Raw genomic sequence first — 13438 nt, 5'->3', positions numbered from 1 at the left:
ACGATACCGGCTACGCGAGGGCCCGGACCGCCTCGAGGGTGTCGGCCTCGGCCGCCGTCTTGTCGTCGCGGTAGCGCAGCACGCGCGCGAACCGCAGCGCGACGCCGCCCGGATACCGGCGCGACCGCTGGACGCCGTCGAAGGCCACCTCGACCACCTGCTCGGGCCGGACGTGCACGACGTGGCCCTCCCGGCCCGTCGCCAGCTCCAGGAAGCGGGCGGTCTGCCAGGTGAGCATCTCGTCGGACATCCCCTTGAAGGTCTTGCCCAACATCGAGAAGCCGTCGCCGTCGCGGGCCCCGAGGTGGATGTTGGACAGGAGGCCGGAGCGTCGGCCGCTGCCCCACTCGACGGCCAGCACCACGAGGTCCAGGGTGTGCCGCGGCTTGACCTTGACCCAGGCGGAGCCGCGGCGGCCGGCGTCGTACGGGGCGGCCAGGTCCTTGATCACGACGCCCTCGTGGCCGAGTGCGATCATCCGGTCGAAGAACGCCGCGGCCTCGCCGGCGTCTGCCGTGAGGAGCCGGGGTGCCACGGCCTCCGGCGGCACGATCCGCGAGAGTTCGGCGGCGCGGACGCGGGCCGGCTCGTCGATGAGGTCCCGGCCGTCGACGTGGAGGACGTCGAAGAACATCGGCGTGAGCGGCACGGTGGCGCGCAGTGCGGTGGCGTCGCGGCTCATGGTCCGCGAGCCCGTCTCCTGGACCGGCCGGGGACGGCCGGTCGCGTCGAGGGCGATGGCCTCGCCGTCGAGGACGAGCCGCAGGGGCCCCAGGCTCCTGGCGACGTCGACGACTTCCGGGAGCCGCTCGGTGATGTCGTCCAGCGATCGGGTGAAGACCGTCACGTCGTCGCCCCGGCGGTGGACCTGGATGCGGATGCCGTCGATCTTGCCGTCGACGCAGACCTCGCCGTCGCTCTGGTCCATGGCGGCTGCCACATCCGGGGCCGACGCCGCGAGCATCGGCCGCACCGGCCTGCCGACCTCGAGCCGGAACGCCGCCAGCGCGTCAGCGCCGCCCCGGAGCGCCGCGGCCGCGACGGGACCGGTCGGCGCCGAGAACATCGCGGCCCGCCGCACCAGTTCGACCGGCACGGCGGCAGCCTCGGCGACGGCGTCCAGCAGGAGGGAGTCGAGTGCCCCCTGGCGCAGTTCCCCGGTGATGAGCCCGCGCAGGGCGTCCTGCTCGGCGCCGGTGGCGCGCGCGAACAGCGCCGTGACCTCGCGGGCGCGTTCGCCCTGGGAGCCGGACCCGGCGAGGAGGGAGAGCCGCTCCAACGTGGCGTCGATCTCGAGAGGCGTCAACGACGGGGCGGCCGCCGGGGCGGGCAGATCGGCCAGGCCGCGCCATCCGACGCCGGTCCGCCGCTGCCGCACCCGACCGGAGAGATACGTGGCGACGACCTCCGCCTCGTCAGCGGAGGCGGACCGCAGCGCGCCCGCAAGGAGGCGGCGCTTCTCCAGCCGGGACCGCGTGGCCGCGACGGCCCCGGAGACGGCGACCAGTTCGCTGAACAGCATGGCCCGCGCCCGGAGTGGGTCAGGCGGACATGTCGCGGCGGCGGGCGAGCTTGGCTCGCGGCACCATGGTGGGCGCGGCGAGTCCCTCGACGGCGTCGCGGGTGACGAGCACCTGTGCCACGTCCTCCTCGGAGGGCACCTCGAACATGACGTCGAGCAGCAGCTCCTCGAGGATGGCGCGCAGGCCGCGGGCGCCGGTGCCGCGCACCAGTGCGAGTTCCGCGATCGCCTCGATGGCCTCGTCGGTGAACTCCAGTTGGACACCGTCGAGTTCGAAGAGCTTCTGGAACTGCCGCACCAGGGCGTTGCGGGGCTCGACGAGGATCCGGACCAGCGCCTCGCGGTCCAGCGGCGACACCGACGTGATCATGGGCAGGCGGCCGATGAACTCGGGGATGAGGCCGAACTTGTGGAGGTCCTCGGGGCGCACGGCCGCGAACGGCTCGCCCTTGGGGGCGCGCGCCTCCGTCGAGTTGTTGAACCCGAGCGGACGCTTGCCGATCCGCTGGTTGATGATCTCCTCAAGGCCCGAGAAGGCGCCGCCGACGATGAACAGCACCTTGGTCGTGTCGATCTGCAGGAAGTCCTGATGCGGGTGCTTGCGGCCGCCCTGCGGCGGCACGGACGCGACAGTGCCCTCGAGGATCTTCAACAGCGCCTGCTGCACGCCCTCACCGGACACGTCGCGCGTGATCGACGGGTTCTCGGACTTCCGCGCCACCTTGTCGATCTCGTCGATGTAGATGATGCCGGTCTCCGCCTTGGCGATGTCGAAGTCCGCCGCCTGGATCAGCTTGAGCAGGATGTTCTCCACGTCCTCGCCGACGTACCCCGCCTCGGTGAGCGCGGTGGCGTCCGCCATCGCGAACGGCACGTTGAGCATCCGTGCGAGCGTCTGTGCGAGGTAGGTCTTCCCACAGCCCGTGGGGCCGATCAGGAGGATGTTGGACTTGCCCACCTCCACGTCGTCGTGTTCGGCGCGGCGGCCGTGGCTGCCCTGCTGCGCCTGGATGCGCTTGTAGTGGTTGTAGACGGCCACCGACAGCGTCTTCTTCGCCGAGTCCTGGCCGATGACGTAGGTGTCGAGGAAGTCGCGGATCTCGCGGGGCTTGGGCAGCTCCGCGCCGAGGCCGGTGTCGGTCGGCTGGGGGAACTCCTCCTCGATGATCTCGTTGCACAACCCGATGCACTCGTCACAGATGTAGACGCCGGGGCCGGCGATGAGCTTCTTGACCTGCTTCTGGCTCTTGCCGCAGAAGTTGCACTTGAACAGGTCACTGGACTCGCCGATGCGTGCCACGTCGCCCACCTCCTTCGTTGTCTCGTGCGTGGGCTCTGTCAGAGCCCCACCCTACCCGCGCCGCGCCGCCCTCACGGGCGACACACCAACCCGGATCCGTGGGGCTGCGCCGGATGACGCCGCCCCACGGACGGGAGGTCAGCCCAGGTCCTTCAGCGACGGCAGGATGTCGTCGACGATGCCGTACTCGACCGCCTCCTGCGCGGTCAGGTACTTGTCGCGCTCGATGTCCTTGCTGACCTTGGCGAGGTCCTGACCGGTGTCGGCGGCCAGCATGTTCTCCATCAGGGCGCGGATCCGCAGGATCTCCCTGGCCTGGATCTCCAGGTCAGAGGACTGGCCGTAGCCGCCCTCGGTGGCCGGCTGGTGGATGAGGATCCGCGAGTTCGGCAGGGCGAGCCGCTTCCCCTTGGTGCCGGCAGCCAGCAGGACGGCGGCCGCGGAGGCGGCCTGGCCCAGGCACACCGTCTGGATGTCCGGCTTGATGTAGCGCATGGTGTCGTAGATGGCGGTCAGCGCCGTGAAGGAGCCACCGGGCGAGTTGATGTAGATCGAGATCTGCCGATCCGCGTCCATCGACTGCAGGCACAGCAGCTGGGCCATGACGGCGTTGGCCACGTCGTCGTTGATGGGGGTGCCGAGGAAGATGATGCGGTCCTCGAACAGCTTGGTGTAGGGGTCGACGCGCCGCACGCCGTAGCTGGTGCGCTCCTCCCACTGCGGGATGTAGTAGTTCATGTCCATTCCGGGCCGGGCGACGCCCTCGGGCAGGGTGCTCATCACTGGTTCGGGGCCTCCGTCTTGATCTGCGCGGCGCGCTCGAACACGTGATCGATGAACCCGTACTCGAGAGCCTGCTCCGCGGTGAACCACCGGTCACGGTCCGAGTCCGCCTCGATCTGGTCGATGGTTTGTCCGGTGTGCTTGGCGATGAGCTCGGCCATCGTCTTCTTGATGTGCAGGGACTGCTCGGCCTGGATGCGGATGTCGGAGGCCGTGCCGCCGAGGCCGCCGGACGGCTGGTGCATCATGATGCGGCTGTGCGGCAGCGCGAACCGCTTGCCGGGCGTGCCTGCGGACAGCAGGAACTGCCCCATCGACGCGGCCAGGCCCATCGCGACCGTGGCGACGTCGTTGCTGATCCACTGCATGGTGTCGAAGATCGCCATGCCGGAATCGACGGAGCCGCCCGGGGAGTTGATGTAGAGGAAGATGTCCTTGTGGGGGTCCTCCGCGTTCAGCAGCAGCATCTGCGCGCAGATCGCGTTGGCGTTCTCGTCGCGCACCTCCGACCCGAGGAAGATGATCCGGTTGGCCAGCAGGGACGCGTAGACGTTGTCGGTCAGGCCGAGGCCGGAGCCGCCGGGCCCCGCCATTCGGATGTCGTTCGAAGTGTTGTTCACCCCACTAACCTACCGGCAAACCGCCGCCACCCAAGCGGGTGGGGCGGTGTTCGCCGACGGCTGTCTCAACGACGAATCGCCGCCCGGTGATCCGGGCGGCGATTCGCGACGTCAGGGGCTACGAGGGACACTCAGGCGTCGGTCTCGTTCTCCTCGGCCTGCTCCTCCGCGGTGACCTCGTCGGCCGCCTCGATGGGGTCCACGGCCAGCGAGGTGTCGACGGCGTTGCCGTCGGCGTCGGTGACCTTGGCGTCGGCGCAGATGGCGGCCAGAGCCTTGCCGCGGCGGATCTCCTGCATCCACTCCGGCATGTGGTTGTGCTCCAACATGTGGTTGATCTCGTCCTGCGGGCTCGTGCGGTTCTGCTGAGCCTTGCGGAAGATCAGCTCGGTGAGCTCCTGCTGCGACACGTCGATGGAGTGCTCGTCGGCGTAGACGTCGAGGACGACCTGCGCCTTGAGCGCCTGCTCCGAGCGGGTGTCGATCGTGGCCCAGAACTCCTCCTCGGTCTCCGCCTCCTCGTCCTCGGCGTTGGCGAGGTAGTCGGCGACGGTGAGGCCGCCGGAGGCCAGCTGACGCTGCACCTCACCGCGACGCGCCTCGAGCTCGCGCGACAGCACCGACTCCGGAAGCGGGACCTCGACCTGCTCGATGACGGCCTCGAGAACCTTGTCGCGGGCGTCGGCGAGCTGGTCGGTCTTGACCTGCTGTTCGGCACCCTTGCGCAGGTCCTCCTTCATCTCCTCGACCGTGTCGAACTCGGAGATCAGCTGGGCGAACTCGTCATCGACCTCGGGGAGCTTCTGTTCCGAGACCTTCTGCACGGTCACGGTGATCTCGGCCTCCTGGCCGCGGAACTGGCCGCCCACCAGAGTCGAGGTGAAGGTGGCGGACTCGCCGGCCTTCAGGCCCGTGACGGCCTCGTCGAGGCCCTCGAGCATGTTCTGGTCCTGGCCCACCTTGTAGGTGATGCCATCGGCGGTCGCGTCGGGCAGCGTCTCGCCGTCCTGCTTGGCCTCGAGGTCGAGGGTCAGGACATCGCCCTCGGCCGCGGCCCGCTCGACCTCGGTGGTGGTGGCGAAGCGCTCGCGGAGCAGCTCGATTCGCTCCTCGACGAGAGCGTCGACGTCGCCCGCGTTGTCGACGGTGGCCGTGATGGCGGCGAAGTCGGGCAGGGTCACCTCGGGGCGGACGTCGACCTCGGCGGTGAACTCGACGAGTTCGTTGTCCTCAAGCTTCGTGACCTCGACCTCGGGCTGCGCCATCGGCACGATCTTGTGCTCGGTGACCGCCGCGTTGTAGGCGTTGGGCACGGCCTCGTTGATGGCCTCCTGCAGCACGACCCCGCGACCGAAGCGCTGGTCGATGACGGCGGCGGGCACCTTCCCCTTCCGGAATCCGGGGATGTTGACCGACTCGGCGATCTCCTTGTAGGCCTTGTCGAGGTACGGCTTGAGATCGGCGAAGGGGATCTCGACGGTGAGCTTCACCCGCGTCGGGTTGAGCTTCTCAGCGGTGCTGGGCACGAATGGACTCCTGAAGTTGGACATGAATCACCGGCGAGTCTATCGGTCATCGGGCGGGCGACCAATCGGCGGGCCCGACCCCTCCGCCGGCCTGCGCCACGGCCGTCCTAGAGTGGCCCGCGTGACCGAGATGACCAGCACCGTGACCGACACTGCGCTCATCTTCGAGGGCGGCGGCATGCGGGCCGCCTACTCCTCAGGCGTGCTGGCGGTCCTGCTCGAGGCGGGCATCCACTGCGACTGGGTCGGTGGCATCTCGGCGGGCTCGAGCTGCACGGTCAACTACGTGGCGCGGGACGCCGAGCGGGCGGAGCGGTCGTTCGTGGATTTCGCGGCGCACCCCGAGTTCGGCGACTGGCGGACGTGGCTCGCCGGCAAGGGCGTGTTCAACGCGGAGTGGATCTACGAGCAGACGTCGCTGCCTCACCAGGTGCTGCCGCTGGACTTCGACGCCTTCACCGGCAACCCGGCCCAGGTGCGCATCGGCGGCTTCCGGTGCAGCGACGGCGAGATGGTCTACTGGGGCCGCGACGACCTGGCGGACATGCAGGCGCTGATGAAGCGGGTGCGCGCGTCGTCGACGATGCCGCTGCTCATGCCGCTGACCACCATCGACGGCGTCGACTACTGCGACGGCGCCCTGGGTCCGACCGGCGGTTTCGCCCTTGACGCGGCGCGGGCCGATGGGTACGACCGCTTCATCGTGGTGATGACCCGGGAGCGCGGCTACCGCAAGCCGCCGGCCAGGTTCCCGGTGGCACACCGCGCCCTCTTCCGTCGCTACCCGGCGGTCGCCCGCGGCATCCTGCAGCGGCCCGCCAACTACAACCGGACCGTCGACGAGCTGCTCGAACTCGAGCGCGCGGGCCGCGCCTACCTCGTCTTCCCTGATCTCATGCCCATCCGCAACTCTGAGCGCCGGGTGCCGGTGCTGCGCTCGGTGTTCCAGGCCGGGCGCGCCCAGGCGGAGCGGGAGCTTCCCGCGATCCGGCGATTCGTCGGCCTCTGATTCGGCACGATCGCGCCGAACGCACACCCCCGCCCGGCTGTAGCCGCCCCACAAGGGCGATTCCGGCACGATCTCGCCGGAATAGCTGGACTTCATCGCCGGCGCATGCTCTACTGGATCCAACCGGCACGATCGCGCCGGAGGAGGGGGCAGTGACCATTGATGGATCTCGCCGCGGTCGTCACCGAGCGCCGGAGAACGCTCGGCCTCACCCAACTCGATGCAGCTGACATGGCAGGCGTCTCGGAGCGGTTCGTCCGCGATGTCGAGGCCGGCAAACGATCCGTCCGACTCGACAAGGCGGAAGCGCTCCTGGCGGCCCTGGGCCTGCGACTCACCGCAACCGTGCAGCGATGAGCGCGGACGTCTACAAGGCCGGGACCCTGGCGGGCCGACTCACCGCGGTCGGAGCGGACACAAGGTTCGAGTATCTGGCGGCTTATAGCGGCCCTCCAGTCGCACTCACCCTCCCACTGGGCACGGTGGTCGACCGCCCCGGCCGCACACTGCCGCCCTACTTCACCAACCTCCTCCCGGAGGGACGCCGTCTCTCGGCGCTGCTGCGTGCGGTCAAGACGTCAGCGGACGACGAGTTGAGCCTCCTGCTTGCCGTCGGCTCGGACACGGTGGGAGACGTTCAGGTGCTGCCGTCCGGGACGGCGCCGGTTCCGGCCGAGCCGGTCATCGCCCCGGGGGCGACGCTGGATTTCGCGGCGCTCCTCAGAACGCACGGAATCGATCGGGTGTCCATCCCGGGAGCCCAGGACAAGCTGTCCTCGGGGATGATCGCCCTTCCCGGCGCCGGTGTGGACGGGGCCCCGGCCTTCGTGAAGCTCACACCCCCCGACTATCCCTACGCCGTCGAGAACGAGGCGTACTTCCTCCGGCTCGCCCGCCGGCTGAGGCTGCCAGTGGCCGAGGCGCGCCTCGTCACCGATGCCCGAGGGCTCTCCGGACTCCTCGTGCGGCGCTTCGACCGGGTGCCGGAGAGGGTCGCCGTCGAAGATGCCTGCCAGGTGATGGGCCGCTATCCCGCCGACAAGTACCTGCTCAGCACGGAGGACGTCGCTCTCGCCCTGGCGGCGGTGTGCGCCGCCCCTCAGGCGGCGCTGCGCAGTGTGTACCTGCAGGTGGTCTTCTCATGGCTGATCGGCAACGGCGACCTGCACGCGAAGAACCTGGCCGTCCGCCAGGATCCCAGCGGCGAATGGCGCATCGCGCCCATCTACGATGTGCTCAGCACGCTCCCCTACGGGGATCACACCACGGCGCTGACCATCGGCGGCCGGAGCGACGGACTCATCCGCCGGCACCTTCTGGCGTTCGGCACAGACATCGGGCTGCCCCTCCCCGTGGCCGAACGGGCTCTGCAGATCGCACTCCGCGCCACTGAGGGGCTCGACGAGGACCTCGCCGGAGGCACGCTGCCCTTCGACGACATGGCCGTCCGCACGCTGCGGCGGCAGCTAGCCCGACGGCGGCGCGATGCCGGGACCTGAGGACGCCGTCGCGTGGATCGCGGCCCCTCGCCAGGGCTGATACACTCGTCGGCGGTTCTGCGGATGTAGCTCAATGGTAGAGCCCTAGTCTTCCAAACTAGCTACGCGGGTTCGATTCCCGTCATCCGCTCGAGGCGCCGGAGCCCTTGTCAGACGCATGTTCGGCAAGGGCTCCGGTCTCACTATCGGGGCGTAGCGTAGTGGCTAGCGCGCCTGCTTTGGGAGCAGGAGACCGCAGGTTCGAGTCCTGTCGCCCCGACCACGCACCGACGCGTCCAGACACGAAAGGCCCCCCATGTCCCAGCGCCGCCGCTACTGCTTCGAGCTCCAGGTCAAGCCGGACCGCATCGAGGAGTACAAGGAGCGCCACGCGGCCGTCTGGCCGGACATGCTCCGCGCGCTCAAGGCCTCCGGCTGGCACAACTACTCGCTGTTCATGCGCCCCGACGGCCTGCTCATCGGCTACGTCGAGTCCGACGACCTCGCCGCGGCCCAGGCGTCGATGGCGGCGACGGAGGTCAACGCGCGCTGGCAGGCCGAGATGGGCGAGTTCTTCGTCGACCTCGACGTCGCCCCCGACGAGGGCTTCGTGCTGCTGCAGGAAGTCTTCAACCTCGAGGACCAGCTCGCCGCGCTCGAGGACTGACCCTCAGATCGACAACCAGGCGACGTCGACCGGGTTCGGCGCCGCCGACAGCAGGCACAGGAGCCGGTTCTCGGCGGCCTGCGCATAGGCGGCCAGCCGGATGCCGCGCTCCGACTCCCCCAGCCCCGCCGCGTACAGCTTGGCGAGCGCCACGTCGCTGCCTCGCAGCGGCCGGTCGTCGGTGCTGATCCGCCCGAAGCCGATCGCCGTGAACGCCGAGCGGCCGACCTCGTCGAAGTCCCCGATGGGCCACCCGCCGCCCGCGACATCGACCGGCGTCAGGCCGTGCAGCGCGAGCAGGATGCCGTCGAGTTTCGTCGGACGCGCCAGGACCGCGGCCGCGGCGGCCGACGCCTCCCGCTCGACGGGCAGACCGAGCCGATGAGCCAGGATCGCGGTGGCTGCGGCCCACGCGGTGGGGCGGTCCTGGTAGTCGCCGATGACGCGGTCGACCGCGTCGAGCAGATCCTCCGACGTCCAGGAGTCGAGCATGTGCCGCACGGCGACGTAGGCCCAGACGTCGGTGTGGGGGCCACCGGCCATCAACTCGCCGCGGAGGACAGCCAGGTCACGGAACGCGCCGACCTCGACCTCGGTCCGGCCGCCGGGCCCCCACACCCCGACCCGCTCGAGCCCGGGCCTGGGCGTGACCATGAACTCCCCCTCCGCCTCGGCCAGGTCGGCGCCCTCCTCGACCGTGACAGTGCCGTCCGGGACGCTGAACTCGACGACGTCGCCCACCGGGACGTGCCGCATCCACGGCAGCCAGGTCTGCTCGACGGGCACCTCGAGTTCCTCGCCGGTCATGGCCTCGTACGTCCAGGCGGCCGACACCAGTTGTCGCGGGCGCAGCAGCGCGGGGTCCTCGAACAGGACGGCCTCGCCGAGGCCCTCGCCCGGGGCACACAGGCCGCGGCGCAGCGTCAGCATGCCCGGGCCGTCCGGCGCCGGCAGGACGATCTCGCCAGACGCGCCCGCCAGCCACGACACGGGCTCCCGTTGGCCCTCGACCCGCAGCACGGGCGCCGGCACCGCGACGATGTCCTCGGTCACCGACTCCAGCGACACCTCCAGGCGCACGCGCTGCCCGGAGCGCACCCGCACCCGGGCGACGACGCCGGCCTCGTGGTCGACGTCGACCCCCGCGAGGTCCTCGGCAGGCCGGGGGTGGCCCCAGCCCTCGCCGAACTCGACGGTGAGTCGGCGCAGGCGCCCCTCGCCCCACAGCTCGAAGCCCCGCGCCGTCGGGCGCGACTCGAACGTTTCCTGGACGGCCCCGGTGAGTTCGGTCACCATCAGAGCGGTCCTCCCAGCACTGTCGGGCCGTCCGGATCCTCGGCCTGCGCGCCGGGGACCACGGCCCGCACGATCGACCCGTCCTCCCGGTTGGCGCCCAGCACCGGGTGCCGGCCGTGCAACGAGGCGAGCCTGGGACCCTGGCCGTCCAGCGCGACCCGCAGGGGCGCACCGGGCTCCACCGTCAGGTCCTGGCCGCGCACGCTCACCGCCACGGGGCCGCCGTCTTCGATCTCGAAAGTGATGGCGGTGCGCTCCAGGTGGACCCTGACCCGGGAGCCGCGGATCTGCAGGGGGAACCGGAGGCTGTCCCACTGGTCCGGCAGCCGGGGATCGAACGTGATGCGCCCCCCGTGGTCGCGCAGGCCGCCGAACCCGTAGACCAGAGCCGTCCAGACGCCTCCCGTCGAGGCGATGTGCACACCGTCGCGCGCGTTTCCGTGCAGGTCGGCCAGGTCCACGAACAGGCCCGACAGGAAGTAGCGCATGGCCATGTCCTGGTAGCCCACCTCGGCGGCGACCACGGACTGCACCACGCCCGACAGGGTGGAGTCGCCCGTGGTGATCGGGTCGTAGTACTCGAAGTCGGCGCGCTTCTGCGCCGGGGTGAACTGGTCGCCCTGCAGGAAGAGCGCCAGCACGACGTCGGCCTGCTTGAGCACCTGGAAGCGGTAGATGACCAGCGGGTGGTAGTGGAGCAGCAGGGGCCGGTTCTCATCCGGGGTGTTCTCGAGGTCCCACAGCTCGGAGGCGAGGAACTGGGCGTCCTGCGGGTGGATGCCGAAGGTCTCGTCGAACAGGACGACCATCCCGTCGGCGCAGGCCTCCCACTCGTCGACCTCGGCCGGGTCGAGATTCAGCCGCGCGGCGAGCCTGCGGTAGACCTCCGCATCTGCCGTGGCCATCTCGCGCACCAGCGTCGCCGCGGCCCGCAGGTTGGCCCGGGCCATGACGTTGGTGAACATGTTGTTGTTGACGACGGTGGTGTACTCGTCGGGGCCGGTCACGCCGTGGATGTGGAACTGGTCCGTGCCGTCGGCGTCCTGCCGCCAGAACCCGAGGTCGGCCCACATGCGGGCGGTCTCGATCAGCACCTCGACGCCGTCGCGGTGCATGAACCCGGTGTCGCCCGTCAGGTCGCCGTACTTGGCGAAGGCGTAGGCCACGTCCGCGTCGATGTGGTACTGCGCGGTGCCGGCGGCGTAGTACGCCGAGGCCTCCTCACCGCTGATGGTCCGCCACGGGAACAGGGCGCCCCTCTGGGACAGCACGGCCGCCCGCTCCCGCGCCCGGGGCAGGAGGTTGACCCGGAACCGCAGGACGTTGCGCGCCACCCTCGGCGAGGTGTAGATGAGGAACGGCACCACGTAGATCTCGGTGTCCCAGAAGTACTGGCCCTCGTAGCCGGAGCCCGTCACGCCCTTGGCGGCGATTCCCAGTTGGTCGCTGCGGGCGGCGGCCTGCGCCAACTGGAACAGGCACCACCGGACCGCCTGCTGGACGGCGGGGTCGCCGTCGATGACGACGTCGGAGTCCCGCCAGAAGGCGTCCAGCCAGGCCTCCTGCTCGGCGTGGTAGTACTCGAATCCCTTGTCGCGGACGCGGTCCAGCGTCCGGCGGCACCGGTCGGACAGCTCCTCGGCGGGCACGCCGCGGGACGTGTGGATGGCCACCGCCTTGCGCACCGTGATGGGGACGCCCTCCGCCGCCTCGACGCGGAAGACGTACTTGCCGATGTCCTCCTGCGTGGACGACAGGATCTCGACGGGATTGTCGGTCTCGACGGCGTGGTCGGCTCCCACCGCCAGCGTCATGCCCGAGCGTGCGGTCTGGTAGGTCAGCACCATGCGGGGGTCGTGCTCCCAGTGCAGCTGGGGCAGCAGCACGCGGCCGTTGAACGTCGACGAGCGGCGCGGATCCCAGCCCTCTCCGGCCGCCGCCGGGCGCCGATAGTCGGTGTAGCCGTCCTGCCTGTTGACGATGAGGGAGTTGACCACGACGGGGGCCCCGCCGCCGGAGAGCACCGTCACCTCCAGCTCGTGGAGCACGACGTGGCGGTCGGTGAAGGAGACCATGCGCGAGGACCGGATCCGCACGCGCTTCCCGGCCGGCGTGCGCCACACCAGCGAGCGGGTGAGGCGGCCGCGGCGGAAGTCGACGGCGCGCTCGTAGGACTGTAGGTCGGCCACGGAGATCACGAAGGGTTCGTCGTCGACGTAGACCTTGAGCAGCGTGGTGTCGGGGACGTTGACGATCGTCTGTCCGGTCCGGGCGAAGCCGTAGGCCTCCTCGGCGTGCTTGATCGGCCACGTCTCGTGGAAGCCGTTGACGAAGGTGCCCGGCGAGTGGCTGGGCCGGCCCTCCTCCGTCGTGCCGCGGATCCCGATGTGGCCGTTCGCGACCGCGAAGAGGGTCTCGGTGAGGCCGTGGTCCTCGCCCGGCTCGGTCTCGACGAGCCGCCAGGTGTCGACCGGGAAGCGGTCCCGGTCCATGGGGTCGCCCGTGATGTCGCGGATCATCGCGCCGCCACCTCCGCCAGGTCGGACACGACGACGTGGGCGCCGGCGATGCGCAGCGCCTCGGCCCCCACGCCCCGGTCAACCCCGATCACCAGCCCGAAGCCCCCCGCCGCGCCCGCGGCGACGCCCGAGATGGCGTCCTCGACCACGACCGCCTTCGCCGGCGGCGCGCCCAGCAGCTGGGCGGCGCGGAGGAACGTGTCGGGGGCGGGCTTGCCGGCCAGCCCCTCGGCCTTCGCGAGCACCCCGTCGACGACGACGGGGAAGTGGCCGGCCAGCCCGGCGGCCTCGAGCACCGGCCGGGCGTTGCGCGAGGAGGACACGACGGCGAGCCGGTGGCCGTCGGCCGCCAGCTGCTCGACGAGCGCCACGGACCCCGCGTAGGGGGTCACCCCGTCGCGGGCGACGATGTGGGTGAAGGTGGCGTTCTTGCGGTTCCCGAGACCGCAGACCGTCTCGAGGCCCGGGTCGTCGTCGGGTGCGCCCTCCGGCAGGAGGATGCCGCGCGAGGCCAGGAAGTCGCGGACGCCGTCGTAGCGGGGCTTGCCGTCGACGTAGGCGAAGTAGTCCGCGTCGCCGTACGGCTCCTGCCCGGGCAGGCCCGCGAGGTAGCCGTTGAACATCTCGCTCCACGCCTTCATATGGACCTCGGCGGTCGGGGTGAGCACCCCGTCGAGATCGAACAGCACCGCGGTGTACGCGCCCCACTCCATGCGGA

12 protein-coding genes and 2 tRNA genes are annotated in these 13438 nt (G+C 70.5%); 6 read left to right on the top strand and 8 right to left on the bottom strand.

Annotated elements, in window-relative coordinates; all coding sequences use genetic code 11:
* Positions 1-10: 10 nt before the first annotated feature.
* The 5 genes from ACFQPD_RS13530 to tig form a co-directional block, all read right to left on the bottom strand.
* Positions 11-1522, bottom strand: a complete 1512-nt coding sequence (locus ACFQPD_RS13530) for an ATP-dependent DNA ligase (protein ID WP_385901294.1) — start codon at positions 1520-1522, stop codon at positions 11-13.
* A gap of 19 nt (positions 1523-1541) precedes the next feature.
* Complete coding sequence (gene clpX / locus ACFQPD_RS13525) at positions 1542-2822, bottom strand: ATP-dependent Clp protease ATP-binding subunit ClpX (RefSeq protein ID WP_385901293.1); 1281 nt, start codon at positions 2820-2822, stop codon at positions 1542-1544.
* Positions 2823-2960: 138 nt separating this feature from the next.
* Positions 2961-3602 carry an ATP-dependent Clp protease proteolytic subunit gene (locus ACFQPD_RS13520; protein WP_228383430.1) on the bottom strand — a complete coding sequence of 214 codons (642 nt, stop codon included), beginning with the start codon at positions 3600-3602 and terminating at the stop codon, positions 2961-2963.
* Entirely contained in the window at positions 3602-4198 is a 597-nt protein-coding gene (locus ACFQPD_RS13515) for an ATP-dependent Clp protease proteolytic subunit (RefSeq protein WP_068751127.1), read from the bottom strand. Before ACFQPD_RS13515 ends, ACFQPD_RS13520 begins: the two co-directional genes overlap by 1 nt.
* A 158-nt stretch (positions 4199-4356) precedes the next feature.
* On the bottom strand, positions 4357-5751 hold the full coding sequence (tig, locus tag ACFQPD_RS13510; protein WP_385901291.1) for a trigger factor: 1395 nt from the start codon (positions 5749-5751) through the stop codon (positions 4357-4359).
* A 130-nt stretch (positions 5752-5881) separates the two neighbouring features.
* On the opposite strand from tig, the gene ACFQPD_RS13505 reads away from it, so the two are divergent.
* The 6 genes from ACFQPD_RS13505 to ACFQPD_RS13480 all read left to right on the top strand — a co-directional run bounded on the left by ACFQPD_RS13505 (position 5882) and on the right by ACFQPD_RS13480 (position 8905).
* Positions 5882-6760 carry a patatin family protein gene (locus tag ACFQPD_RS13505; RefSeq protein WP_385901360.1) on the top strand — a complete coding sequence of 293 codons (879 nt, stop codon included), beginning with the start codon at positions 5882-5884 and terminating at the stop codon, positions 6758-6760.
* A 162-nt stretch (positions 6761-6922) separates the two neighbouring features.
* Positions 6923-7117 (top strand): helix-turn-helix domain-containing protein, encoded by a 195-nt coding sequence (locus ACFQPD_RS13500; protein ID WP_068751015.1) that lies wholly within the window; start codon positions 6923-6925, stop codon positions 7115-7117.
* Positions 7114-8259 (top strand): type II toxin-antitoxin system HipA family toxin, encoded by a 1146-nt coding sequence (locus ACFQPD_RS13495; protein ID WP_385901289.1) that lies wholly within the window; start codon positions 7114-7116, stop codon positions 8257-8259. The genes ACFQPD_RS13500 and ACFQPD_RS13495 overlap by 4 nt, the downstream gene beginning before the upstream one ends.
* Before the next feature lie 59 nt (positions 8260-8318).
* A tRNA-Gly gene (locus tag ACFQPD_RS13490) sits at positions 8319-8389 on the top strand.
* Positions 8390-8445: 56 nt separating this feature from the next.
* Positions 8446-8521: transfer RNA gene (locus tag ACFQPD_RS13485), tRNA-Pro, on the top strand.
* A 33-nt stretch (positions 8522-8554) separates the two neighbouring features.
* Entirely contained in the window at positions 8555-8905 is a 351-nt protein-coding gene (locus ACFQPD_RS13480; RefSeq protein ID WP_385901288.1) for an L-rhamnose mutarotase, read from the top strand.
* A 3-nt stretch (positions 8906-8908) separates the two neighbouring features.
* Here ACFQPD_RS13480 and ACFQPD_RS13475 read toward each other — a convergent pair whose 3' ends face one another.
* The 3 genes from ACFQPD_RS13475 to ACFQPD_RS13465 are packed head-to-tail and all read right to left on the bottom strand — an operon-like array spanning position 8909 to position 13433.
* Positions 8909-10201, bottom strand: a complete 1293-nt coding sequence (locus ACFQPD_RS13475) for a hypothetical protein (protein WP_385901287.1) — start codon at positions 10199-10201, stop codon at positions 8909-8911.
* Positions 10201-12720 carry a glycoside hydrolase family 65 protein gene (locus ACFQPD_RS13470; protein WP_385901285.1) on the bottom strand — a complete coding sequence of 840 codons (2520 nt, stop codon included), beginning with the start codon at positions 12718-12720 and terminating at the stop codon, positions 10201-10203. Before ACFQPD_RS13470 ends, ACFQPD_RS13475 begins: the two co-directional genes overlap by 1 nt.
* On the bottom strand, positions 12717-13433 hold the full coding sequence (locus ACFQPD_RS13465) for an HAD family hydrolase (RefSeq protein WP_385901284.1): 717 nt from the start codon (positions 13431-13433) through the stop codon (positions 12717-12719). Before ACFQPD_RS13465 ends, ACFQPD_RS13470 begins: the two co-directional genes overlap by 4 nt.
* Positions 13434-13438: the final 5 nt, after the last annotated feature.

Source organism: Tessaracoccus sp. O5.2 (assembly GCF_964266725.1).
GTDB classification, from domain to species: Bacteria; Actinomycetota; Actinomycetes; order Propionibacteriales; family Propionibacteriaceae; genus Arachnia; species Arachnia lapidicapta.
This window is presented reverse-complemented; position numbering and strand designations above follow the sequence as displayed.